This is a genomic window from Streptomyces sp. NPDC059092 (genome assembly GCF_042756365.1).
In the GTDB taxonomy this organism is placed as follows: Bacteria; Actinomycetota; Actinomycetes; order Streptomycetales; family Streptomycetaceae; genus Streptomyces.
The window spans coordinates 1-22,742 of sequence record NZ_JBHZEJ010000047.1; the positions used below are offsets into that span (position 1 = coordinate 1).

Sequence of the window (22,742 nt, forward strand, 5' to 3'; positions counted from 1 at the left end):
GTGGGGGTGGGGGGGCTCTCCCCGTGCCAGTCGCCCCCACCCCCCCCCCCCGGGTGGCCGGGTTGGCGGTTGTGCTTCCCTATCTGCAACCCCCCCCCCCCCACGACCAGTACGCGGCGGTGCGACCCCCGATCGGCACCGGACCATGCCCGTAGGACGCTGTTGTGGCTGGTGACACGATTCCTACTGGCAACCACATCGGCGGAGCGGGGCCTTCGGCCGCCGTGCGCGCTGTGTCCGTCCACGCCCGCCCCGGGCCGGCCCGTCGACGTGCTCCTGCGGCGACCGCCGAACCTGCAGGGGCTGGTCACCCATCGGGGGGCAGCGATACGTCTCCGACGAGCGTGGATGGCTCGCGTACCGGATGCGGCACACCGCCGAGGGCGTCACCGGTGCGGTGTCCGGTACGACGGGCACGCCCGTCACCGTCCTGCTCGGGCCTCGACACCGGCAGTCGCCTCCACTGCGCCGACCGCACCACCGAGCGCTCCGCCAGCGTGCGGCGCGCTGTCGCCGCCGGCCCCCAGCACCGCTCCCCCTGGACCGGGCGGACCTTCAGCGGGGCCAGAGGCGCGCGAGCATCCGGCGGTACAGCTGGTCGGACCGGACGACGTCGCGGAGGTCGCCGTGGGCATCTCCCCGGATCCTTCCGGCCGGTGGCGCCACCCGGTCGGCTGCTACGGATACGAACGGACATGGAACCCGCCGCCATTCCCCTCTTAGGTCGGCCGAAGAGGGGAACGGGAGCCGGAGAACCTCGCTTGGAGACACACTGTGTGACAGGTGGTGAGCATCGTCCGTGGCTCGGTCACTCCGCCCGGCCGGTCTCAGCCCACCGCTTTCTTGACGAACGCACTGATGCGCTGCTCATCTGCTGCTGTCAACTCCGCCAGAGCGTAGGCGATCGCCATATGGCGCCGTCGTGGAGCGCGGCCTGGTCGCTGAATCCGAGCGTGGCATACCTCGACTTGAACTTCTGCGCGCCCTGGAAGTGGCGGATGACCTTGCCGCCTCTGGCGTAGGCGGGCATCCCGTACCAGAGCTTGGGCGTGAGATCCGGAGCGGCGGCCTTGACGATGGCGCGAATCTGCTCGGCGAGGGCCCGGTCCGCCTCCGGCATCTCGGCGATCTTCGCCAGCACGTCCCGCTCCGCTGCCGCGTCTTTCTCCGCCCGCGAACCGCGCCGGGCCGCAGCCTGCTTCTGTCCCTGCGCGTGCTCCTTCATCGCGGCCCGCTCCTCGACGGTGAATCCGTCGCACTCCTAGGCGGCGGTGCCGGAGTTCTCGGCGGACGACGTCGTGCGCTGCATGGCGGTTTCCTCTCGTACAGGGATGAGGCAGGTCGGGGCGGTGGTTCGGGGCCGGGAGTCAGGCCGCCGCAGACTCCGTGGACGGCGTCGGGGCCAGCGATGTGGCGGCCTCCCAGGCGAATCCGTCAGGGTCTGCGAAGGAGCCGGCAGTGCTGCCGAGGATGATGCGGTGCGAGCCGGTGCCTTCGGCGGGGACGCCGAGGTCCTTGGCCAGGCCGCGGCGCTTGTACAGCGCCAGCTTGACGGGGCTGGACTCGCCGGAGGCGAACTCGGCGTACTTGCCGCCGAAGCTCCTGGCCACGGTCAGGCCCTGGCCGACGTAGAACCGCTTGCTGGCCTTCACATCCTCGACGCCGAGCAGGAGGACGATCGCGTCGATCTCACGGGTGGGCGGGCCGGTGTCCTTCTTCGCCGAGGTCGCGATCTTCCAGATCGTCCCGTCCGGCGCCTGGAGGACGCCGCCGTAGCCCCACAGCGACTTCGCGGCGGGCATCAGCACCGTGGCGCCGGCGTCCGAGGCGGCGCCGAGGAAGCTGTCGACGGTGGTCGGCTGTGCCACCGTGAGCGCCAGGGTGAAGCCTCGGAATCCGGTGGAGTGCGCCTCGGATGCGCGCAGGCGTATGTGCGGGTCCACGCCGAAGGCGGTGTGGAAGTGATGGGCGGCCTGCAGGTCGGCCACCTCAAGGGTGACGGATGTGAGGGACACGGTGGTTGCGGTGGTTGCCATGGACATCACGCTAGGGGCTGCTCGGTGGCCAGGGCTTCTCGATTCCTGACCGTTCTGGTCACCTGCTTCGCCACACACGCCGACATTCCCTGCACGGTGTCCACGGGTGCCGTCTCACCCGACCGTACTGATGGCATCGGCACGGTCGGCCGCCGTGTCCGCCGCGCGGCGGACGAAGGCCCCGGGCGGCATACCGACCAGTTCGGTGGAGCGGGTGGTGAATGTGCCCAGCGCCGCGCAGCCGGCCGCGAAACAGACCTCGGCGACGCTGAGGCCGCCACGCCTCAGCTGACGTCGTGGAATCCCCTGCCTGACGCTGATTGGCTTGCTGCTGCCGTGCTGCGATGACGCCTCCGTTTCCCAGGCGGAGGATCTCTGTTCGTTTTCGTGTACGGAGGGGTGTGGCGCTGAGCTGACCACTCCGCTGTCCCGGGTTGCCCTGCCGGTCCACGCCCATCAGAAGTACGTCAACGGGGTTCAGCTCCCGGTGCTCATGGAGTCGGGCACTTTCGCCGTGGACCCGGAGCCCTTGGGGCCGCCGTGGCGGGCGTGGGAGGAGATCCATCCGGACGAGGCGGCCGCCGAGGTGTTTACGCGCCGGTCTGCGCCCTGTCCGACGGCGCGCCCGGCGCTGTCGTCATCGCGCCCGGCGACGCCCGCGGCACCGTGCCGAACATGGACAATGGCGGAGGCGGCTACTGTTGCGGCCTCGATGGGGCTGACGGGCCCAACGTGGCCTGCATGCAGTGTGCCCGGCCCGCGGCGAGCCGGATCGACGACTGCTCGCTCTGGCAGGCGTTGTGGATCGCTCCGAACACCGTGCGCCGCCTTCCCGTGGAGGGCGCCGATGTCGCACCACGTTCCTGGACGGTCTGGTGGCGGAGGGGAAGGGCACGCCCCGTTCGAGCCGATCGCCACGTGGGGGGCGCGGATGGGGGCGGGCCACTGGGCGAACCACTGGTGGTCGTGGAGCCCGCGGTGGGAAACTTCGGCCGGCCGGGCGCTCGCACACCTGCTGTCGGCCTCGGAGCGTCGGCCGGTGATCGTCCCGGACGGCTTGGCCGGGGAGATGTTTCATCGCGTGCTCGACGCCGTGCTGCCCGCGGGTCCGCGCGGCGCGCTGTCCTGGCCGGACCGGGGCGGCCGGCTCCCTACGGGGACGCCGACATTCTCCTCGCGCCGTCCCATCCGCAGTGGGGTCAGCTCTGCTGGACGGCGTTCCGCTCCAAGCTGCGCAACTCGCGCAGGCCGTCGGCGAGGGTCTGGTCGGCGAATGCCCCGAGCACCGCCTGCTCGGCCTGCTGGGTGAGCCGGGTGAAGTAGTCGCTCGTGTGCGCGGTCACCAGGCACACGTGCCGGCTCTCGGGGCGGCACGCCCACAAGGGCTTGTCGCCGACCGCACAGCGGTAGACCTCGGCGAGCGTGACATCCTCAGCGGGCCGGGCCAGCTTCGTACCGCCCGTGCGGCCCTTCACCGACTCCACCAGCCCCTCCCTGACGAGCGGCACCAGAAGCTTGCGGACCAGGCTGGGGTTGGCGTCCAGACGCTCGGCGAGCTGCGCGGAACTCAGCACCGGGGAACCGCTCTCGGCCGCGACCGCGAGAAACAGCAGCACCTTCAGGGCGCTGGAGAACCTGACGTCCAGCACTCAGCACACCCCCTCCGCCGGTCGGCCACAGCGTATCGAACAGCACCACCACCGCCATAATAGCAACAATCACTGTTGCGTTTACATCCAGAGAAACTGTACCTTTCACAGGAACAGATCACTCGATCGAACTTCACCTCAGGAGGACGGCACCATGCCCACTCGCGCGGCTCAGTCCCTGGCCCGGCCCTTCACACTCGGCTCGGCGGAACTGCGGAACCGGATCGTGATGGCTCCGATGACCCGCGCCCAGTCCCCCGGCGGCATACCCGGCGAGAACGTCGCCGCCTACTACGCACGCAGGGCCGCGGCGGGGACCGGCCTCATCATCACCGAGGGCACCTACGTCGACCACCCGAGCGCGGGCGACGTCGCGAGCGTGCCCCGCTTCCACGGGGAGGAACAGCTCGCCGGATGGCGCCGGGTCGTCGACGCCGTACACGCCGAAGGCGGCAGGATCATGCCGCAGCTCTGGCACGTCGGCATCCAGCGCCGGGCCGGAAAGCCACCGTTCCCCCAGGCACCGTCGGTCGGCCCGTCCGGTATCGCGCTCGACGGCACCGCCGGCGCGGGTGAGGCGCTGTCCCTCACCGACATCGACAACATCATCCAGGCCTTCGCCGACGCCGCCCAGGAAGCCGAACGCACCGGGTTCGACGGCATCGAACTGCACGGCGCACATGGCTACCTGATCGACCAGTTCCTCTGGGGCCGGACCAACCAGCGCACCGACGCCTACGGAGGCGACGCGATCTCACGCACGAAGTTCGCCGCCGACATCGTCGCCGCGGTGCGCGAACGGGTGTCACCGGACTTCCCGGTGGTGCTGCGCTTCTCCCAGTGGAAAGCCGACAACTACGACGCCAAGCTCGCCACCGGCCCTGACGAGCTCCAGGCGCTCCTGGAGCCGCTGGCCGAGGCCGGGGTCGACGCCTTCCACGCCTCGGGCCGCCGCTACTGGGAACCTGAGTTCCCCACGTCCGGCCTGGACCTGAACGTGGCGGGCTGGACCAAGAAGCTCACCGGCAAGCCCGTCATCACCGTCGGCTCGGTAGGACTCGACGCCATCTTCGACCCCAGCGCCTTCACCCCCGGGGCACGGGCCGGCGTGGAAAGCGTCGAGCGTCTCCTGGAACGCCTGCAGCGCGACGAATTCGACCTCGTCGCCGTCGGCCGCGCACTGCTCGCCGACCCGCAATGGGCGGACAAGGTCCTGGAAGGCAGGGAGACCGAGCTGACACCCTTCAGCCAGGACTCACTCAGCAACCTGCACTGATCCAACGCGGGAAATTCGGTGCACTCACTGTGCCTGAGCACGCTGCCCGGCTGCCCTTAGCGTCACAGGCGGCCGCACAGCGGTAGTGGGCAGATCACCGCGTGTCCAGAACCACGTACACGCCGTCCCGGATCGCCTCGCTCAAGTCCACCGCCGTACAGCCGATCACCTCGTCGGCGCACATCTCGTGAGGCGGGCCTGCTGCTTGTCGGCGCGTGCCGCGGCGATCGCCTGAGCGCGGTGCGTCCGGCTCCCGGTGGACCGGGGCTGCCCGGTCCACCGTCGCCCGCGCGGGACGGTGGACCGCGTGCACTCACCGAGCCCGCCTGCGGCAGCCTCAGGCAAGACGGGCATCGGCGCTCCTCAGTCCAGTTCGAACGCGCCGCCCGCAGCCGTCGCCGGCTCCGCCCCGAGGGCAGATACCGGCGCCCAGACACCGGGCCCGCCCCGCCATGGGCCAGCGGTGCGGTGACGGCGGCGTGACATCGGCCGTGAACTCCATGCCGTCGCCGGCGCGGAGCCATCCCCCGTGCCGGGTGCCGTCCGCCCACTCGGCGACTGCGTGCCCCCAGGAGTGCTCACGCGGACGGGGCGGCCTTCACCGGGACTTCGCGGAGCAGCACGTTCAGCCGAAGCGCGAACAACCCGAGGGCGAGGCTGCGGTTGGCGAGACCGTGCGTGTCGCCGGCCCGGAGGGCGAAGACGCTGCACACGCCCCGGCACCCACTCCCCTGCCGGCATGTCCGGCGACCCGTTGTCGTAGGGCTGCGCTCGGCCTCCGTCACCCGTCGGTGAGAGCTTCCGCGTAGGGGAAGATGAGCTCTCCGGAGGACGATTCCGGCGGTGACACGACGATCCGCCTTGACCCGTTCTGGAATTGACCGAGCTCATGGCCGGTAATTCCCTGGAACTGGACCTGCAGGACGCGCGACTCCGACCACTCGCCCTTGACTCCGAACCTGACATCGCCCATGACGGTCGGGAAGGTCTTCTCCCGTGTGTACGCCGAGAGGCTCGCGTCGTCGAAACCGCCGGTCGCTTCGACCGCCTGGGCGACCACCTGCATCTGGGCGTAGGCGAGTGGCACCATGTAGTGCCCCAGGAGGTCGACACCGGCTTCACCGGCCCGTTCCTGGTAGGTGTTCAGCAGCTCCTGAACGCCCGGGGACATCATTTTGGGCACCGGCGCCCAGTACTCGTAGTTCACGAAACCGTTGAGCAACGGGCCGAGCTTCGTCCTCACCGCTGTGTTCTGCGGACCGATCATCGCACCGCCGACCATCTTCGGCCGGTAGTGGTGCGACCGGATGGTGCGCGCCAGCTCGTAGATCCCGGGAACAAGGTCGGCGTTCCCTTGGTCGTCGTAGCGGACTAACTCGACAGGACGGCCGAGCAGTCCGCCTCGACTGTTGATGTCCTCGCGCCGGATCTCATGGGCGAGACGGGCCGACCGGCTGTTGTCCGCGAGGGAACCGGTCAGCGACAGGCAGTACCCGATACGGATCGGTGCCGACGCGGCAGCGACGTCAGCCCTCGCTTCCGGTGGGCGTGGCCAGGAGCTGCATCTCCCAGGCGAAGGCCACACCGCTGGCACCGCCGTGCTGTGCCTGGACCTCGGCGGTGCCCGGCACGGTCTTCTCACGGGCCCAGTCGCGCTGCCACTCGCCCAGCACGGCCATCCAGGTGATCGGTACGACGCCCGCCTGAACCATGCGCCGCACGGCCATGTCGTGGGCTTCCTTCGAGGCACCGCCCGAGGCGTCGGTGACGGCGAAGACCTCGAAGCCCTCGCCCGCTGCCTGTATCGCCGGCATCGCGACACACATCTCCGTCCAGAGGCCGGCGATGATCAGCTTCTTGCGGCCGGTCGCCTTGACGGCATCGACGACGCGCTCGTCCTCCCAGGTGTTGATGAAGGTCCTGTTGATCGGCTTCTGCTCCGGGAACACATCCTGCAGTCCCTTGATGAGGTAGCCGCCGCGCTCCTCCAGAACGGTCGTCAGAATGGTCGGAACGTCGAACACCTTGGCGGCCTTGGCGAGTCCGACGACGTTGTTGACGATCATCGTCGGTTCGTGGCTGTTCAGGTTGGCGAACTGAAACGGCTGGTGGTCGATCAGTACGAGAAAGCTCTCCTCGGGCGTCAGCAGCGCGTCGAGTCCGGCCTTGTTCTCAGTGCTCATGGGATTCCCTTGCTGGAGCTTCGCGTCCACGGACCTCAGGCAGCGCACCGAAAACTCGATGCCGACAGTGAGCCCACTACGGGCTGACCGACTGCGACCCCAAACCATTTGGTTGACGCGTCACATACATTAGGCGTCGGCCTATGACGCGTCAACTAGTGCCGTATCAGGCAACGTTTGCCCTGTTGTGACGCGCCGTCCGGGTGTCGGTCCGGTCGGTGCGGACACGGCATGCCGTTCTCGTGGCAAGCGGGTGCGTGTCCGTGAGATCGATGACGACGAGGGTCGGCGGTTGCTGCGGATCATCCGCCTCGGTACGGGGCCGGCTGGTGACCTGGCACCGGGCCCAGATGATTCTGCTGTCCCCGCAGGGCATGTCCGTGGTGAAGATCGCCGAGGCGACCTTCACCAGTGCCGACCGGATCCGCGATGTGATCCACAACTTCAGCACCGACGGCTTCGACTCGCTCTACCGAAGTACAAGGGGGGGGACGGCCGAAGACGTACACCGTGCCCGAGCGTCGCGAGATCAAGGAGATCGTGAAGTCCAGGCACACCGAGCACGACCTCCCGTTCTCCACCTGGAGTCCGACCAAGCCGGCGGACTTCCTGGTCGCCGGCTTGGTCGACGACACCAGCCACGAGGGCCTGCGCATCCTGCTCCGCGAGGAAGGCGTCACCCTTCAACGGGTAAAGACCTGGAAGGCCTCCCGCGACCCCGACCACACGGCCAAGAGGGCCCGCGTCGAACACCTCTGCGCGATCGCCGACGGCGAGGTCATCCCAGAGAAGGGTGAGCCCGAAGTCGTCTTCTGCATGGACGAGTTCGGGCCGCTCAACCTCCAGCCGCACCCGGGCCGGCCGTGGGCCGAACGCGGCGGGAAAGGCAAGGACCCCGATCGCGGGCCCAGGCCCCGGCGGCGGGCGACCCACACCCGCCCGCACGGAGTCCGGCACCTGTTCACCGCCTACGACCTGGCCGAGGACAAGCTCCACGGACACATCGAACCGGTCAAGCGCAGCGAAGCGGGCCGCTCATCGATGTGCTGGTTGACCAGGTGCCGGGACGTTCCGTTGAAGGGCCGGCGGCCATCTCGTAGAGCACGCGTCCGAGCGAGTACAGGTCGGCGCGGTGGTCGAAGGTGCCGCCGAAGCAGTCGGGCGCCGTACAGGCCGGGGCGTCGATCAGGACGCCGGTGGTGGTGACGTCGTACCGGCCCTCGCTGCCCTTGGTGATGCCGAAGTCGACGCCCTTCGCCCTCCCGTCGGATCTGATCATGATGTCGGACTGTGGGTTCACTGTCGCGAGAGACAGAGATCGGGTGGGTGGCGGGTGCTCTGACGGTGCGGCAGGGGCGTGACGGGGGTGTTCAGGAGGCGTGAATGTGGTGAACGCGGTCAACCCGCCCGACGGGGGCGGATACTGGTGTCTTCTCACGACACAGCGACCAAGGGGGCGGGCCAGTGAACTCTGCCGGAGGGAAGAGCCGTCGGGGTACGGAAGGCAGCCGGGATGAGCGGCATGTCGTCGTCGTGGGCGGGAGTCTCGCAGGGCTCCTCGCCGCGCACGTCCTCGCCGGGCACGCCGACCGGGTGACCGTCGTCGAGCGCGACAGGTTCCCGGAGGGCGTGAAGCCGCGACCCGGGGTGGCGCAGGGCCGGCATCCGCATGTCCTGCTGGAGGGCGGGCAGTCGGCCCTGGAGTCGCTGCTGCCGGGCTTCCTCGCGGAGCTGGAGGCGGCGGGGGCGCCGCGGGTGGGTATGCCGGCGGACTTGGTGCTGTGGCAGGACGGGCGCTGGTTCCGGCGGCTGCCCGCGACCACGCACATCTACACCGGTTCCCGCGCACAGCTGGAAGAGCTGGTGCGGCGGCGCGTCCTCGCCAATCCAGTGATCAGCGTGGTGCAGGCGACCGATGTTCTCGGGCTCCTCGGTGACGCATCGCGTGTACGGGGTGTGCTGCTACGGGACCGCGCCGGTGAGGCCCGCGGGGAGGAGCGTGTCCTCAAGGCCGACCTGGTCGTCGACGCGTCGGGCAGCGGCACGAAGGCCCCGCAATGGCTCACGGCGATCGGGGCCGCGGCCCCGTACGAGGAGACCATCGACACGGGGCTCGCTTACGCATCGCGCGTCTACCGCGGCCCAAGCGGATTCCTCGACGGCGACACAGCCGGCTACTACGTCTATCCCAGCCCGGCCCAGATCCACGCCGGCGGTGCGCTGCCGCTGGAGGACGGTACCCATCTGGTCATCGTCTCGGGGCTGCGCGGCGACGAACCGCCCACGGCCGACGACGAGTTCGTGACGTATACGAAGAGGCTGCCGCATCCACTCCTGCATCGGTGGCTGGAGGAGGCCGAACCGCTCTCACCGGCGTTCGGATACCGGCGGACCGCGAACGTCCGCCGCCGCTACGATCTGCCCGGCCGCCACCCGGCCGGGTTCCTCGCCACAGGCGACGCCCTGTGCACCTTCAACCCGGTCTACGGGCAGGGCATGGCCGTCGCCGCGATGAGCGCGGTCGCCCTGCGCGATGCACTGGCCGATCCGCGCCGGACCTCTACGACGCGGTGCGTGCAGCGGGCACTCCTCGCGGCGTCCCGGCAGGCGTGGAACATCTCCGCCGGGGCCGACCGCAACATGCCCGGCGCGATCGGCACCGCCGCCAGCGGCGGGCCCGCAGACCGCGCTGCCGACTGGTATCTGCAGCGCGCCCAGGCGTGCTACCCCGGCGACCCCGTCGTGGGGCGCGCCTTCCGCGCCGTACTGACCCTCTCCGCTCCCGTCACTGCCCTGTTCGCCCCGTCCGTGGCCCGGGCCGTTCTTTTCCGCCCGCCCCCGACGACCCCCGCCGAGCCACCGGCGACACCGGAAGAATGCCGAAGCAGCAGGCACCGGCTGGGAAGACCTCCCGCCGTCCGATGAACCGCAGCAACGCATCGGGGGCCTGCCCTGCCTCGGCTGCGGCGGTCAGGGAGTGAGGTCCGGTACGCGGACCGGCCGACCGTCCCAGCCTTTCGGAAGGGTGGCGGCGATGACCACTCCGTCGGGGCGGCCGGGGTGGGCTGTGCCTCGTCATGGGAAGGGGATGCGGCCCAGGTCTCCGGGGCGACAGGCAGGTCCAGGGCGGTGGTGCCCCCCAGCGCGGCGAGATGTTCCGCCGCGCCCGGACGGGCGTACGAGCTGTTCGGCCATGTCCGAGATGTCCGTGCACGCTACTCGGAAAGATGCGGGGGACGGTGTCGTTCGTGTCCATTGCACGGGCGACTGGATGGTGCTCGTGCGCGGTCGCCGGCCCGTAGCCCGACCTCAACACGCTTCCGGCCCCCTCGACGATGTGTCGACGGGGCCGGAGTTGGTAGCGGGGACAGGATTTGAACCTGCGACCTCTGGGTTATGAGCCCAGCGAGCTACCGAGCTGCTCCACCCCGCGTCGGTGACGCCTACTCTACGGCACCGGCCGGTCGGCCCCGGCCACAGCACCGCAGCCGGGCCGAAGCCGACGCCGGTCTCCGGCGCCCGGCCCGCCCGCGGAGGAATCGGCGTTCCTTGCGGCGGCTCGCACAGCCGGTGTTCAGAAGCTGGACTGCGAGACGCCCTGGATGAGCTGGGTCAGGAAACCCAGGATTCCCTGGCCGACCGAGGTGGGGGCGAGCAGCACGCCCAGGGCCAGCACGATGACGACGGTGAACTTTTCGTCGAGCCGGCTTCTCGCCTCGGTGCGGCGGCGCAGCCGCAGAACCACGATCACCGCTCCGAGGCTCAGCGGCACGCGCCCGTCACGCCGCAGCGCGCCGGATCCCCCGCCGCTGGTGACACGGCAGTGCGGTGAGAACGTCAGGTCGGATTGGCCAGAACGACAGCCGTGGCGACGCAGGTGTTCTTTACCTCGGCGCTGCCCAGCCGGTGGCCCTCCGGGCGGACGGCACTGAGGTGCCGGACCTCGTAGACCCACGAATAAGGCGCCTGAACTGGGTCTCCAGCGGTCAGGTGCCTTTCGCTCGGCGGGCTTTCGACCGAGCCCGGCTTGCGCGCCGACTCCCGGTCCTCCCACCGCTGTGCCCTTCCTGACGAGTGCTTCCGGACCAGTCACGGACCAAGACCCCGGTTCGGTCCTCGCGTGTGTTGCCTTGGCTGACGCGCTGCCACGCGTTCATGCCCCGCTCGATGAGACGGTTGGCCTGCTCTCGAAGGCCGTCGAGGAACTTGGCGTAGTGGCGGAAAAGAACCTCGATGCTCTGGCCGGCGCGGCGGGCGCATTCGGCCGGTCCACTCCGGACGAGAGCCAGAGGGAGATCCCCCGGCATGCCGGAGATCGTAAGGTCGCTTGGCCAGGCGAGACGTGCGCTCGGTACGAGTCAGGGGCGTGCTCCCGGGCTCGCGCCCACGTGATGCCGTCGGCGGCAGCGTCCACGTAGTTGCCGGCCTAAGGAGATCCCTCCTTGCCACTCTCAAGATATAGCGCACTGGGGGGCTTGCGGCAAGACCCCCGTCATGGCGCACAATCGTCAGCCGAGGCTACGACCTGCGGCGATGAGGGAACGACGTGCGTGTGTCGCTGTCGACGTCGGGGGATACGGAGACGTCGAACCAGCGGTGGGGCCGGCAGTGCGGTCGTGAGCGCTCGGGGTGGTGGTGCGGGAGCGCGCCGCCCGGCTGGGCGGCGCGGCCGGCCGACTCGTCAGAGGGAACGCGATGAGGGATGAGGACGTGCCCCGACAAGAGGTTCGACAGAGCTGGAGGCGCCGGTGATGCGATCGGCCGGCGCGGTGCAACGGGACACGGCTGTTTCGGAGGGAGCGCAATGATCGAACCGTATGTGTTGGATCTTCAAGAGGTCGACGAGTCGCAGGTCGCGGTCGTTGGCGGCAAGGGCGCGCACCTGGGCGGGCTGTCGCGGATCGAAGGCATCCGCGTGCCGGGTGGCTTTTGCGTGACGACGGACGCCTTCCGGCGGATCATGGCGGAAGCGCCGTCGATCGACGGTCGACTCGATCGGCTGTCACGCCTGAACCCGGATGACCGGGAGGCGATCCGCACGCTCAGCGCGCAGATTCGCCGGACCGTCGAAGGGATCGCCGTCCCGGGCGTTCTCGCGGCGGCGATCACCAGCGCTCTCGCCCAGCTCGGCGAGCAGTCCGGCTACGCCGTCCGGTCCAGCGCGACGGCCGAGGACCTGCCGACGGCCTCCTTCGCCGGCCAGCAGGACACGTACCTGAACGTCGTGGGGCCGACGACGGTCCTCCAGCACGTCCGCCGGTGCTGGGCCTCGCTGTTCACCGAGCGGGCCGTGACCTACCGTCAGCGGAACGGCATCGATCACCGTACGGTCCACATGGCCGTGGTCGTACAGCGGATGGTCTTCCCTCATGCGTCCGGCATCCTGTTCACGGCGGACCCTCTCACGGGTAACCGTAAGGTCGCCACCACGGACGCCGGCTTCGGCCTCGGCGAGGCCCTGGTCTCCGGCCTGGTGAACCCGGACGTCTTCAAGGTGCGCGACGGCGAGGTCGTCGCCAAGACGGTTTCCGTCAAACGGCGTGCCGTTCACGCCCTGCCGACCGGCGGCACGCGGGAAGTGGCGATCGACCCGCGGCGGCAGGAGCAGCCGGCGCTGACGGATGCGCAGGCCGTGCGGCTCGTGCAGCTCGGGCGGCGGATCGAAGCGCACTTCGGCTGCCCGCAGGACATCGAATGGTGTCTGGTCGATGATGACTTCCAGATCGTCCAGAGCCGGCCGATCACGACGTTGTTCCCCATTCCCGCCCCCGAGAGCGGCGGTCAGGAGAACCACGTCTACGTCTCCGTCGGTCATGGGCAGATGATGACCGACCCCATGAAGCCCCTGGGTCTCTCCATGTGGCAGCTGACGGCCATGGTGCCGATGCACGAGGCCGGCGGGAGGCTGTTCGTCGACGTCACCCGGCGCTTGGCCTCGCCCGCGAGCCGCGCCGGCCTCCTGGACGTCCTGGGAAGAGGCGATCCGCTGGTCAGGGACGCGCTGGAGACCGTTCTCGACCGTGACGACTCCTTCGTCCCGTCGCTCCCGGACGAGGCTCCCGGTGGGCCGCCGGCCGGCGGCGCGTCCGTTCCGGTGGTGACCGATCCGGCCATCGTCAGCGAGCTGATCGAGCGCAGCCGGGCATCCGTCGCCGCCCTGGGGCGCGACATCCGGACGAAGACCGGACCGGCGCTGTTCGACTTCCTGCTGGAGGCATTCGCGGAGCACAAGCGGGTCCTCGGTGATCCGCTGAGCATGCAGGCGATCATGGCGGGCATGGAGGCCACCTGGTGGCTGAACGACAACCTGCACGAGTGGCTGGGCGAGAAGAACGCCGCTGACACGCTCACGCTGTCCGCCCCCGGCAACGTCACGTCGGAGATGGGACTGGCGCTGCTCGAGGTCGCGGACGTGATCCGCCCGCATGCGGAGGTGGTGGCGTTCCTGCAGGGCGTCGAGGACGAGGGCTTCCTGGACGAGCTGGCGAAGCTCGCGGGCGGGACCGAGGCGCGCGACACCATCGAGGCCTACCTCGACCGGTACGGCATGCGCTGTGTCGGCGAGATCGACATCACCAGGCCGCGTTGGCGTGAGCGCCCCTCCACGCTCCTGCCCGCGATCCTCGACAACGTCAGGAACTTCGAGCCGGGCACCGCCGCGCGGCGCTTCGAGCACGGGCGGCAGGAAGCCCTGAAGAAGGAACAGGACGTGCTGTCACGCTTGCGGGCCCTGCCGGACGGGGACCGGAAGGCCGACGAGGCCAAGCGGATGATCGACCGGGTCCGAACCTTCATCGGATACCGGGAGTACCCGAAGTACGGCATCGTCAGCCGTTACTTCGTCTACAAGCAGGCCCTGCTGGCGGAGGCAGAACGCCTCGCGCAGGTCGGTGTGGTTTCCGAGCGGGAGGACGTCTTCTACCTCACGTTCCAGGAGTTCCACGACGCCGCACGCTCGAACCAGGTGGACGACCGGCTCATCCAGCGGCGCAAGGACGCGTTCCGGTCGTACCACGCGCTCACCCCGCCCCGGGTCCTCACCTCGGACGGCGATGCCGTCACCGGCGCGTACCGGCGCGACGACGTGCCGGCCGGCTCCCTGATCGGCCTACCGGTCTCCACCGGGACCGTCGAGGGGAGGGCCCGCGTCATCCTCGACTTGGCGGAGGCCGATCTCGAGACGGGCGACATCCTGGTCACGGCCTGCACGGACCCCGGCTGGACACCGCTGTTCGTCGGCATCGCGGGGCTGGTGACGGAGGTGGGCGGCTTGATGACCCACGGCGCAGTGATCGCCCGGGAGTACGGTCTGCCGGCCGTCGTGGGCGTGGAGCAGGCCACCCGGCTGATCCGCGACGGGCAGCGGATCCGTGTGCACGGAACCGACGGGTACGTCGAGATCCTGCCTTGACCGGCCACGCCGAGAAGGCCCGTCCGTAGCGTCCGGCTGAAACAACGCCAAGCAGTTCATGACCACCCCACGACCGCCGCCCGCAACGCGCACACGCGGATGCGACCCGTTGCTGTTCTTCGCCTGGGAAGTGCCTCTTCCGCTACGTTGATCCCGCGAGGGTCATGCTGCCTTGAGGGGGGTGGCGTCGTAGGTCCAGCGGAAGGGGCGGGCTTCGTCGTCGTAGGCGGCCCTCCGCGAGTGCGCCGACCGCTCCGGCATCCCGCGCCGGGCAGCGTCCCACCGCACCGTGAACGGGCTGCCGACCGCCATGCTCCACCCTCTTTCTCGTCTCGACACATCAGATGATCATGGTGCGGGTCCGGGCGGACCGGGGGCGAACCACGGCGGCGACCGCGTGCATGCGAGTCCGGGCCGGTGGTGGCAACGGCCGGCCCCGGACTCCGCCGACCAGTTCGACCGGCCGCCTTCGACCCCGCCGAGGCAAACCGGAATCCGGCCGACCTCGCCACCGTGCTGGAGAAGGACTGACGCCCCGGCACAACACAGGACCACCCTGCCCGCACACAGCCCGAGGACTGACTCAGACCCTCACAGGATCAACGGGGCTGCGCTGGGAAGCGGCGGGGCACGCCAGATCGCCCTGGATGCCCTGTCGGGACACCCTGTGCCGAAAGAACCGATGGCCGGCGGCGCCTGGATGGACCTCCGCACCCACTCTGGAAGCCCGCTTTCCACGAGCTGACTCCGGCCTCCCGGACCGCTGCGTGAACCGATGAGCTGCGCCGGGCCGGCCCGTGTGGTCCGTCCCCCGTGCGAGCTACGCGCAGCTGTCCACCCTGGCCTGACAGTCGACTCGTCCGACTCACCACAGAGGGCACGGTCTGAGTACATCGGCCGAGCCGACTGAGTAGGTCGTCCGATGTCTGAGAGCCCGACGGCTGCTCAACTGTCTTCATGATCAAGGACATGCCGCGTGCCCGTCTTCTGCGCACCGCCACCATCACGGCGGCCACCACCGGTTCGGCACTCGCGGTCGTACTGCTCCCCCTGGTGGTCGGGGCGCTGGCCTCGCGAGCCGTCGGGGGTGACCCCATGGCGTCGGTCAACGCCATGATCACGAGTGGGGGACAACGTGCCCGGCTCTCCCGCAGCCAGTTGCGCACCTGCCGCGGTGGGGCGCTCACTTCAGCGCGGTACGCGTGGGGGCAGTCGGCCCGGTGGACGAACGGGAAGCCGCTCCGCAGCACCCTCGCCGGGGCACGCCATCGCATCGGGAGGGAGCGCCCGGCACCACCGCGGCACGAGACGCGGAGTGTGGCGGAACGGTCGTAGCCGCAGCAACGGGCTCGGCACGGGCCCTTTCTCCCCCCGTAGGCGACCCCGACCTGCCGACTCGGCGGACGCGCTCGCCAGTAGCCTCGTAACGGTCGGTGAGCTTGCTGCCGGCGCTCGCTTCGAGGGAGCGGCCGGGACAACCAGCGGTTGACGTCATCGATGTCCACGTCGCCACGTGAGCGTGGAGACATCCTCCACCGGCCTCGGAGCGCTGCCTGAGCACACACAGTGGCGAGCGCGCCCATGACGGAACGGCGACCAGGACCCAGGTAACCGACGCCAACCCCGCGATCAGCCTGTCCACGACGCAGGCCGAAGCTCCGGAGCTCGTAAGCTCGATGCGACCCTACGACAAAGACGGCACCACGCAGCACCTGGGCGAACAGGTTCTCTGCCTGTCCGCCCACCTCGACGACGGCACCGTACCCGTGTCGGTCTTCTCCACCGACGCCGACGGGTCCACCGGCCCGCACCTCAATGACGGGCTGTTGTACGGCCAACTGCTGCAGGAGTTCCCTCACCGGCTGTCCGCCGCTCGCACCGCGCGGGTCATCACGTGACCGCCAGGGTCAAGACGGTGATGGGCTGTCGCTTCCAGAAGCGTCACACGCTCCAGGGCATCATTCCAATTGTTGCTGAATATTCAGAGACGTTTTCAAAACGGGCCCGAATCGGGCCCCTTGGACAAGGAAACGGGCGCACCGCAACCGAACCTCCGGACCACAGTCTTTTGGCACTGTGCAAAACATTGCTTGACCCGCCGACAACACCATCCTTAGGGTCGAAATAATCGCACGGGAGCGGGACAGCGGCCCCGCATCGTCATCATTCGCTCCACGGCGACGATCCCCCACATCTCGGCACAGAAAGACGGTATCCAGTAGTGACCAAACCCATTGCAGATACCCACAACGACGGCGAGGCGGTCGGGCGTTCCGCGTGCGCGTGGCCCACCACGGCCGAGGACGCGACGGCGCCCGGCGGGCGGCTCCTGAGGCAGGGCGTCGAGTACCACTCCGCGCTCATATCCCTCATGTTCAGAGCTCCCGACCGGGCCTCCCTGGTCTCCCGCGCCCGCTCCACGGGGACACCGGCGGTGAGCCGGCGGCCGCCACGGGTGCAGCCGGAGTTCATCAAGTAGCCTCCGGTACAGGCTCCCCGCCGCCTCACCGGAGTACCGGCCCCGGGTCGGGCAGCGCTCTGTTACGGCCCGGCCGTCGTCGTCGTTCCGGGTCGAATCCGTCACTCCCGCTACGGGTGCGCGAACCACGACCCCCTGAATTGACGCGCACTGGAAAGTTTCTCACCCATTCCACTCAACCCCTCGGCCGTACTTCCCACGGTGCGGGCATGCCGTGCGTGACACGAATACTGGCGAGGGATTCCTCTGGTTCACCGGGAGATTTCCGATCCCCAGGACGTGGCGGGGTAAGGATTCGGCAGGCCCTCACATCGCCGTTCCCCTTACGTGACCCCGTCGCGCGCTCAACAGGTCACAGCCACACGTGTTCCCGCGCGGCCCGGCTTCCAGGTGTGCCCACCACCGTCCGCACCGAACGGGTGTGAGCCCTCGCCTGTCGGGTTACCTCGCGCCGCTGGCCCTGTCGACACCACGAAAGGTGTGTGTGCCATGTCCACCCCCACGACTGCCACGTGCGACACCTGCGACGAACCGCTGCCCCGTCCGAAACAGTCCCGTACATCGCCGCCCCGGGCCCGCTATTGCTCCAACGCCTGTCGTCAACGGTCGTACCGTCTGCGGCAGCAGTCCGGGGGCGTGGAAGCCGCCCTGGGCGGTGGTCCGCTGACACAGCTGAGCAGCTTCGTCGGTCGCACCGACGAACTGGTGGAGCTGACACGGCTGTTGCACGAGGTGCGGCTGCTGACGCTGACCGGACCCGCCGGGGTCGGCAAGTCCCGGCTGGCGCTGGAGCTGGCCGGCCAGGAGGCGCGCGGCCGGCGCTGCGAGGTCTCGGTGGTGAAGCTCGGCGGGATCACCGGGTCCGGTGAGATACGGCAGCGGATCCTGGCCGCGCTCGACGAGGTGCGGGACGCGGACGACGGGGTGGGGCCGGCGGACCGGAACAGGCTCCTCGTACTCGACGACTGCGAACACGTCCTGGACAGCTGCGGAGCGCTGCTGACCGAACTGCTGCCCGGACGGCCCCGTTTGAGGGTGCTGGCCACCAGCAGGGAGCCGCTGCGCCTGCCGGGCGAGTCGGTGTTCTCGGTCACCGGGCTCGCACTGAGCGACCCGGACTCCGACCACACGCTCGCCGACTGTCTGCGCTCGGACGCGGTCACTCTGTTCATGGACCGGGCCCGGGCCGTGGCTCCCGACTTCCAGCTCAACCGGGACAACGCGGAGCATGTGGAAGAGATCTGCGTGAGGCTGGACGGGCTTCCGCTGCCCATCGAGATGGCCGCCCGGCTGATCCGGGTCTTCCCGCCGGCGGAGATCCGCTCCCGGCTGCACGACCGGCTGGCGCTTCTGACGAACGGGTGGCGGCTCGCCGACGACCGCCACCAGAGTCTGCGCGCCTCCCTGGAGTGGGGTTACGGCCTGCTGAGCCCGGTGGAACAGGCGTTGCTGCGGCGGTTGTCGGTCCTGCCGGGTGGATTCGGACCGGCCGCGGCGGCCGCGGTCACGGCCGACGTCCCGGAGGCAGCGGGCGTGCTGCCGGAGATCCTCGTCGCCCTGGAGTCGAAGTCCGTCATCACGACGCTGACCCGCACCGGCGGTCCGACACGATTCGGGCTGCTGGAGTCCATGCACTGCTTCGGACAGGAACGGCTCGTCGCCGAGGACGAGGACGCCGGGACGTACGAACGGCTGGTCGCCTGGCTGACGGCGATGTCCCTGCCCGTGCACAGCGAGACGGTGGTGTCGGTCGCGACGCTGGAACGTCTGGAGGCGGAGCGCGTCAATCTCGCCCACGCCGTGGACCGGCTCGGATCGGGTTCCGACGAACGCCAGTTGTTGCTGGCCGGGGCACTGGCCGCGGTGGAAGTGTCGCGGGGGCAAGGCGTCGGGGTGGCGGGGCTCGTGGAACATGCCCTGGAACGCACCGCGCCGGACTCGGTCTACCGCGGTGTCGCGCTGGAAGCGATGGCACTGGCGAGCCGGGACACCGAACCCGAGCGAGCGGCGCAGCACGCCGACGAGGCGGTGCGGGTGGAACGCGGGCGGGGCCCTTCACCCCTGCTGGGCCGACTGCTGCTGGTACGCGGCACGATCCGCCAGACGCGGGACGAGCGGGAGGCCTCGCTCAGTGATCTGGAGGAGTCGCTGGAGATCGGGCTGCGGCTGCGGCACGACACCCTGGCGGCGCTGAGCCTGGGCATGATCGCCCGGCATCAGGTGGAGAACGGAGAACTGGGCAGCGCGGAACGGGAGATCGAGCGGGTACTTCCGGTGCTGCGTCGACGGGTGGCACCACGATGGCTGAGCACGGTGCTGGTCACCGCCGGCGCGCTGGCGCTGGAGAAGGACGACCTGGCGCAGGCGGAGGAGTACTTCACCGAGTCGCTACGGGGCGGTACGGACCTTCACGCGGACGCCGCGCGGGCGCTTGAGGGCCTGGCGCTGGTCGCGGCCCGCGGCTACCGGTTCGACCGGGGGCTGCGGCTGCTCGGTGCGGCGGAGCGGGTCCGCGGCGGTGGGCAGCGGGCCAGCAGATGGTGGCGGCAACGAGTCCGGGCGACGCGTGAGGCCGCGCTGCGCGCGTTGCCCGCCGGTCGCGCCGATACCTGGCTGGAGGCCGGACGTGCGCTGCCGTGGCGGCAGGTCCTGTCGCTCGCGCTCGGGGACGACACGGCGGGGCCGCGGGACGAGGGGGCCGCGCATCCACTGAGCCTGCGGGAGCGGGACGTGACCGCGCTGGTCGTGGAGGGGCTGACCAACCGCCAGATAGCGGCTCGGATCCATGTGTCGGTCCGCACGGTGGAGACGCACATCCGGCACATCCGCACCACGCTGGGGCTGCGGTCCCGGGCCCACATCGCGGCGTGGGCGGCGCGGCAGCGGCCGGGCTCCCCGGCGGTCCCCGTACACAGCGAATTCGAGTGGACGTTGCAGCCCGTGGTCGGTTGATCAGGCCGCGGGTAGGTCGGACAAGAGCTCGGCCGGGTTCTCCCGGCCGAGCCTTTTGCGTGGGCGGCTGCCGAGCGTGCTCACCGCGCGGGGGCGGTCTCCACGCGGAGCAGGGTCATCGCGGCGTCGAGTGCGGCCTCGACCTCCCGCGGTGTGGAGGCGACGGCGATGACGTGGCCGAGACGGTCGTACGCGTCCTGGGGCGGGCGGACCGCGCGGCCGGGGGTGCCGGTGACGACGACGGCCTCGACGCCGGGGACGCGGGCGGCCTCGGCGGTCCCGGTGATGCCGGTCAGCCGGCCGGTGTCCGCGGCGGTGAGGAACCGCAGTCCGGCGTGGCGGACGCGGTCCGCGGTGAGCCTGAGGGGACGCCCCGTGGCGGCCCGCACCTGCTGGTCGAGCAGGTCGATTCCGGTGGCGGCGCGCACCAGTTCGGGGATCATCCCGCCGGCGAGGCGCCCGTTGATCTCGATGACGACAGGGCCCGCCGGTGTCAGGCGGGCCTCGACGTGGGCCGGTCCGCGTTCGAAGCCGATGGCCTTGAGTGCCTGCCGTGCGGTCTCGGCGAGCTGCGCCTGCGCCGCGGACGGCAGTACGGCCGGGAAGAGGTGGCCGGTCTCGACGAAGTACGGCAGTTCCGTGGTGGTCCGCTGGGTGACGCCCACGCACACCGCCTCGCCGTAGGCGCAGAACATCTCCACGCTGTACTCCGGGCCGTCGACGAACTCCTCGACGAGCGCCTTCCCGGCGCGGGCCTGACCGCGCGCGTTCTCGATGCCCGCGAGTACGCGCGCCGCCTGTGCGAGGGCGGTGGCCTCGTCGGCGCACCAGCGCACGTCCTGCGAGCCGGAGCCGTCGGCCGGTTTGACCACGCAGGGCAGTCCCACGCGGGCGACAGCCGTCGCGACACCGTCATCGGTGTCGACCACGGCGTGCGCGGGCTGCGGCACGCCCGCGTCGCGCAGGGCGGCCCGGGTCAGGGTTTTGTCGCGGCAGGCGGCGACGGTGTCAGGAGCGTGTCCGGGGACGCCGAGGGCCAGTGCCAGGCGTGCCGTGTGCGCCAGGTAGAAGTCGCTGGTCGTGGTCGCCCCGGCGATGGTGCGTCCGGCGGCTGCCGAACTCGCGGCGGCGCGGAGGGCGGTGTCGTCCTCGGTGTCGCAGATCACGGCCGGGCAGCCGGTGGTGTCCAGGCCCTGGTAACGGCCGGGGTCCTTGGTGAGCAGGACCGGGGCGAAGCCGAGCCGGGTCGCGGTGTGCAGGGCGAGCATGCCGGTGCCGGTGGTGTTGGACTCCACGAACACGAGGACGGGGCGGTCCGCGCGGGGCAGTGTCGCGTAGGACCAGCTGTCGACGGTCGCGCCGAAGGGCACCTCGGCGGGGGCGGTGGCGACCGGTCCTGACGCCTCGTGCCGGTAGACGCTGTCGGCGTAGCGGTCCCCGCGGTCCGGCATGATGCCGACGAGGCGGCTGCCGGGGGCGGCGTGCGCGGCGAGGTGGGTGAGGACGCGGTAGACGGAGCCGGAGGTGTTGCCGGCGAAGATCTTCTGCTCTCGGGCGAGGCTCTTCGTCGCGTCGAACGCCTCGTCGTCGGAGAGCCAGTGCACCTCGTCGAAGAGCCGGTATTCGATGTTCTCGGGGTAGAGGCTGTTGCCGAGTCCGCTCTGTTTGCGGGTGGCGATGTCGGGCTGGCCGAACAGGACGCTGCCGACGCAGTCGACACCTACCACCTTCAGCTCCGGCAGGTGCTCCAGGAGCGCGGCCGAGGTGCCGCAGAGTGAGCCGCCACTGCCGACCGAGCCGACCAGGACGTCCACGGTGCCCAGGTCGTCGACGAGTTCGGCGGCGAGGGTGCGGTAGGCGGCCGGGTTGTCCGGGTTGCTGTACTGCTGCGGCCACCAGGCTCCGGGCAGGTCCCGCATGAGGTCGGCGAGGCGTTCGAGGCGGGCGCTCTGCCAGCCCTGCGCGGTCATCGACTCCACGACGTGCACGCTGCAGCCCATGGCCTTGAGTTTGGCGAGGGTGACGGGGTCGATGCGGGGGTCGGTGACGATGTGCACGGGATGCCCGAGGTAGGTGCCGACCAGGGCGACACCGAGGGCCATGGTTCCCGAGGAGCTTTCCACGATCGGCGCACCTTCCCGCAGCACGCCGGTGCGGCGGGCTTCAAGGATGATGCGGCGGGCGACGCGGTCCTTCATGGCGTACGGGTTGAGCAGTTCGAGTTTGGCGTAGACCTCGACGTCGTCGGGGGCGTCCACGCGCAGTCGGACGACCGGGGTGTTGCCGATGGCGTCGACGAGGGTGTCATGACGCATGAGCGCTCCCTGGGGATGTGCCGCAGCGGTTCGGCAGACGGGGACGGTGCCGGGTGGCCGCGCGCGGACGGCCCGGGCGGCGGCCGGACGAACGGGGCTCGGCCGAGCGGGAACGGTGTGTCCGGTCAGCCTTCCATGGCCTCGACCAGGCTCCTGGGCCGGAGGTCGGTCCAGTTGTCCTCGATGTAGGTCATGCATGCCTCGCGACTGTCCTCGTCATGCGCGATGTGCCAGCCGTCGGGAACCTCCGCGAACGCGGGCCACAGCGAATGCTGCCCCTCGCCGTTGACAAGGACCTGGAACCTGGCGTCCGGATCGTCGAACGGGTTCACCTGGCGCACCGCCCATCTCTGCTCTTCGCGCGGTGGCCGGCCCACCGCCGCGCCGTCATCCTCGTGTCACGGCGCCGCACGGTCGTCGGTGTGATCCACCGTTACGGCA

Annotated in this window: 16 protein-coding genes, 1 tRNA gene and 5 pseudogenes; 8 read left to right on the top strand and 14 right to left on the bottom strand. The window is 70.1% G+C overall.

Features of this window, described 5'->3' with window-relative positions:
* Positions 1 to 827 precede the first annotated feature (827 nt).
* The 4 genes and pseudogenes from ACFXPL_RS24565 to ACFXPL_RS24580 all read right to left on the bottom strand — a co-directional run bounded on the left by ACFXPL_RS24565 (position 828) and on the right by ACFXPL_RS24580 (position 3,685).
* Positions 828 to 1,225: pseudogene (locus ACFXPL_RS24565) on the bottom strand (iron chaperone).
* A gap of 142 nt (positions 1,226 to 1,367) precedes the next feature.
* Complete coding sequence (locus ACFXPL_RS24570; RefSeq protein WP_384923410.1) at positions 1,368 to 2,042, bottom strand: glyoxalase; 675 nt, start codon at positions 2,040 to 2,042, stop codon at positions 1,368 to 1,370.
* Positions 2,042 to 2,324, bottom strand: a pseudogene (locus ACFXPL_RS24575) (AraC family transcriptional regulator); the annotation flags it as partial. The gene ACFXPL_RS24570 and the pseudogene ACFXPL_RS24575, both read right to left, overlap by 1 nt.
* Before the next feature lie 911 nt (positions 2,325 to 3,235).
* Positions 3,236 to 3,685, bottom strand: a complete 450-nt coding sequence (locus ACFXPL_RS24580) for an RrF2 family transcriptional regulator (protein WP_384923413.1) — start codon at positions 3,683 to 3,685, stop codon at positions 3,236 to 3,238.
* A 154-nt stretch (positions 3,686 to 3,839) separates the two neighbouring features.
* Here ACFXPL_RS24580 and ACFXPL_RS24585 point away from each other — a divergent pair, with 154 nt between their 5' ends.
* Positions 3,840 to 4,961, top strand: a complete 1,122-nt coding sequence (locus tag ACFXPL_RS24585; RefSeq protein ID WP_384923415.1) for an NADH:flavin oxidoreductase — start codon at positions 3,840 to 3,842, stop codon at positions 4,959 to 4,961.
* A gap of 578 nt (positions 4,962 to 5,539) precedes the next feature.
* Here the strand turns inward: ACFXPL_RS24585 and ACFXPL_RS24590 are convergent.
* From ACFXPL_RS24590 to ACFXPL_RS24605, 4 genes and pseudogenes are all read right to left on the bottom strand, one after another.
* Positions 5,540 to 5,674, bottom strand: coding sequence for a hypothetical protein (locus tag ACFXPL_RS24590; protein WP_384923418.1), 135 nt, complete (start codon positions 5,672 to 5,674; stop codon positions 5,540 to 5,542).
* Between the two features lie 68 nt (positions 5,675 to 5,742).
* Positions 5,743 to 6,243 carry a hypothetical protein gene (locus ACFXPL_RS24595; protein ID WP_384923509.1) on the bottom strand — a complete coding sequence of 167 codons (501 nt, stop codon included), beginning with the start codon at positions 6,241 to 6,243 and terminating at the stop codon, positions 5,743 to 5,745.
* Between the two features lie 72 nt (positions 6,244 to 6,315).
* A pseudogene (locus tag ACFXPL_RS24600) lies at positions 6,316 to 6,603 on the bottom strand (ABC transporter substrate-binding protein); the annotation flags it as partial.
* Positions 6,488 to 7,144, bottom strand: coding sequence for a hydrolase (locus tag ACFXPL_RS24605; RefSeq protein WP_384923421.1), 657 nt, complete (start codon positions 7,142 to 7,144; stop codon positions 6,488 to 6,490). The pseudogene ACFXPL_RS24600 and the gene ACFXPL_RS24605, both read right to left, overlap by 116 nt.
* Before the next feature lie 253 nt (positions 7,145 to 7,397).
* Between ACFXPL_RS24605 and ACFXPL_RS24610 the strand changes: the two are divergent.
* Positions 7,398 to 8,164: pseudogene (locus ACFXPL_RS24610) on the top strand (helix-turn-helix domain-containing protein); the annotation flags it as partial.
* Here the strand turns inward: ACFXPL_RS24610 and ACFXPL_RS24615 are convergent.
* Positions 8,157 to 8,423: a hypothetical protein gene (locus ACFXPL_RS24615; protein WP_384923512.1), complete on the bottom strand. Its 267-nt coding sequence runs from the start codon at positions 8,421 to 8,423 to the stop codon at positions 8,157 to 8,159. The pseudogene ACFXPL_RS24610 and the gene ACFXPL_RS24615 overlap by 8 nt on opposite strands.
* A gap of 254 nt (positions 8,424 to 8,677) precedes the next feature.
* On the opposite strand from ACFXPL_RS24615, the gene ACFXPL_RS24620 reads away from it, so the two are divergent.
* Positions 8,678 to 10,069, top strand: coding sequence for an FAD-dependent oxidoreductase (locus ACFXPL_RS24620; protein ID WP_384923503.1), 1,392 nt, complete (start codon positions 8,678 to 8,680; stop codon positions 10,067 to 10,069).
* 431 nt (positions 10,070 to 10,500) lie between these two features.
* Here ACFXPL_RS24620 and ACFXPL_RS24625 read toward each other — a convergent pair.
* Both ACFXPL_RS24625 and ACFXPL_RS24630 read right to left on the bottom strand, forming a co-directional pair.
* Positions 10,501 to 10,577, bottom strand: a tRNA-Met gene (locus ACFXPL_RS24625).
* Positions 10,578 to 10,718: 141 nt separating this feature from the next.
* Positions 10,719 to 10,895, bottom strand: coding sequence for a hypothetical protein (locus ACFXPL_RS24630; RefSeq protein ID WP_384923424.1), 177 nt, complete (start codon positions 10,893 to 10,895; stop codon positions 10,719 to 10,721).
* A gap of 1,053 nt (positions 10,896 to 11,948) precedes the next feature.
* Between ACFXPL_RS24630 and rph the strand changes: the two genes are divergently transcribed.
* The gene (rph, locus tag ACFXPL_RS24635) at positions 11,949 to 14,555 is read left to right on the top strand and encodes a rifamycin-inactivating phosphotransferase (RefSeq protein ID WP_384923427.1); all 2,607 of its coding nucleotides are present in this window, start codon (positions 11,949 to 11,951) and stop codon (positions 14,553 to 14,555) included.
* A gap of 162 nt (positions 14,556 to 14,717) precedes the next feature.
* Here the strand turns inward: rph and ACFXPL_RS24640 are convergent, their stop codons facing one another.
* On the bottom strand, positions 14,718 to 14,867 hold the full coding sequence (locus tag ACFXPL_RS24640; RefSeq protein WP_384923430.1) for a hypothetical protein: 150 nt from the start codon (positions 14,865 to 14,867) through the stop codon (positions 14,718 to 14,720).
* 657 nt (positions 14,868 to 15,524) lie between these two features.
* Here ACFXPL_RS24640 and ACFXPL_RS24645 point away from each other — a divergent pair.
* The 4 genes and pseudogenes from ACFXPL_RS24645 to ACFXPL_RS24660 all read left to right on the top strand — a co-directional run bounded on the left by ACFXPL_RS24645 (position 15,525) and on the right by ACFXPL_RS24660 (position 19,986).
* The gene (locus ACFXPL_RS24645; RefSeq protein WP_384923433.1) at positions 15,525 to 15,890 is read left to right on the top strand and encodes a hypothetical protein; all 366 of its coding nucleotides are present in this window, start codon (positions 15,525 to 15,527) and stop codon (positions 15,888 to 15,890) included.
* Positions 15,891 to 16,183: 293 nt separating this feature from the next.
* Positions 16,184 to 16,357 (top strand): annotated as a pseudogene (locus ACFXPL_RS24650) (toxic cation resistance protein); the annotation flags it as partial.
* A 419-nt stretch (positions 16,358 to 16,776) separates the two neighbouring features.
* Positions 16,777 to 17,034 carry a hypothetical protein gene (locus ACFXPL_RS24655; protein WP_384923436.1) on the top strand — a complete coding sequence of 86 codons (258 nt, stop codon included), beginning with the start codon at positions 16,777 to 16,779 and terminating at the stop codon, positions 17,032 to 17,034.
* A gap of 489 nt (positions 17,035 to 17,523) precedes the next feature.
* Entirely contained in the window at positions 17,524 to 19,986 is a 2,463-nt protein-coding gene (locus tag ACFXPL_RS24660) for an ATP-binding protein (protein WP_384923438.1), read from the top strand.
* Positions 19,987 to 20,066: 80 nt separating this feature from the next.
* On the opposite strand, the gene ACFXPL_RS24665 is transcribed toward ACFXPL_RS24660, so the two are convergent.
* Both ACFXPL_RS24665 and ACFXPL_RS24670 read right to left on the bottom strand, forming a co-directional pair.
* A complete protein-coding gene (locus ACFXPL_RS24665) occupies positions 20,067 to 22,301 on the bottom strand; it encodes a pyridoxal-phosphate dependent enzyme (protein WP_384923441.1) in 2,235 nt (744 codons plus the stop codon).
* A gap of 125 nt (positions 22,302 to 22,426) precedes the next feature.
* On the bottom strand, positions 22,427 to 22,633 hold the full coding sequence (locus tag ACFXPL_RS24670) for an MbtH family protein (RefSeq protein WP_384923444.1): 207 nt from the start codon (positions 22,631 to 22,633) through the stop codon (positions 22,427 to 22,429).
* Between the last annotated feature and the right edge of the window lie 109 nt (positions 22,634 to 22,742).

Excerpts from the sequence above, each read along its gene's own strand:
- ACFXPL_RS24570 (WP_384923410.1), bottom strand. The coding sequence starts at position 2,042 with ATGTCCATGGCAACCACCGCAACCACCGTGTCCCTCACATCCGTCACC.
- ACFXPL_RS24585 (WP_384923415.1), top strand. The coding sequence starts at position 3,840 with ATGCCCACTCGCGCGGCTCAGTCCCTGGCCCGGCCCTTCACACTCGGC.
- ACFXPL_RS24595 (WP_384923509.1), bottom strand. The coding sequence starts at position 6,243 with ATGGTCGGCGGTGCGATGATCGGTCCGCAGAACACAGCGGTGAGGACG.
- ACFXPL_RS24605 (WP_384923421.1), bottom strand. The coding sequence starts at position 7,144 with ATGAGCACTGAGAACAAGGCCGGACTCGACGCGCTGCTGACGCCCGAG.
- ACFXPL_RS24615 (WP_384923512.1), bottom strand. The coding sequence starts at position 8,423 with ATGATCAGATCCGACGGGAGGGCGAAGGGCGTCGACTTCGGCATCACC.
- rph (WP_384923427.1), top strand. The coding sequence starts at position 11,949 with ATGATCGAACCGTATGTGTTGGATCTTCAAGAGGTCGACGAGTCGCAG.
- ACFXPL_RS24640 (WP_384923430.1), bottom strand. The coding sequence starts at position 14,867 with ATGGCGGTCGGCAGCCCGTTCACGGTGCGGTGGGACGCTGCCCGGCGC.
- ACFXPL_RS24645 (WP_384923433.1), top strand. The coding sequence starts at position 15,525 with ATGCCGCGTGCCCGTCTTCTGCGCACCGCCACCATCACGGCGGCCACC.
- ACFXPL_RS24660 (WP_384923438.1), top strand. The coding sequence starts at position 17,524 with ATGTCCACCCCCACGACTGCCACGTGCGACACCTGCGACGAACCGCTG.
- ACFXPL_RS24665 (WP_384923441.1), bottom strand. The coding sequence starts at position 22,301 with ATGCGTCATGACACCCTCGTCGACGCCATCGGCAACACCCCGGTCGTC.